We start from the raw sequence: 369 nt of genomic DNA on the forward strand, positions 1-369 counted from the left end.
ATTTTGCCCGCTGCGCCGCGCTGGCGCGTGAGGCGGGCTACGACGGCGTGGAGGTGATGGGCTCTGAAGGCTATCTGATTAACGAATTCCTCGCCGCCCGCACCAACCAGCGCGCCGACGAATGGGGCGGTGACTATGCCCGCCCGATGCGCTTAGCCGGGGAGGTGGTGCGCGCGGTGCGCGAACGAGCGGGCGCCGACTTTATTATTATCTTACGACTGTATATGCACGACCTTGTGTAGGGCGGCGGCACGTTCGACTAAACCGTGCAGCTCGCGCAGGCGATTGAAGCCGCAGGTGCCACCATCATCAACACCGGGATTGGCTGGCACGAAGCGCGCATCCCGACCATCGCCACGCCGGTGCCGC

The 369-nt window shown here is 64.8% G+C and carries 1 pseudogene; it reads left to right on the forward strand.

Going from position 1 to position 369, the window contains the following annotated elements:
- Positions 1–369, forward strand: a pseudogene (gene fadH / locus A6013_RS26510) (NADPH-dependent 2,4-dienoyl-CoA reductase); the annotation flags it as partial.

The organism is Enterobacter sp. IF2SW-B1, from assembly GCF_001743375.1.
GTDB classification, from domain to species: Bacteria; Pseudomonadota; Gammaproteobacteria; order Enterobacterales; family Enterobacteriaceae; genus Enterobacter; species Enterobacter bugandensis.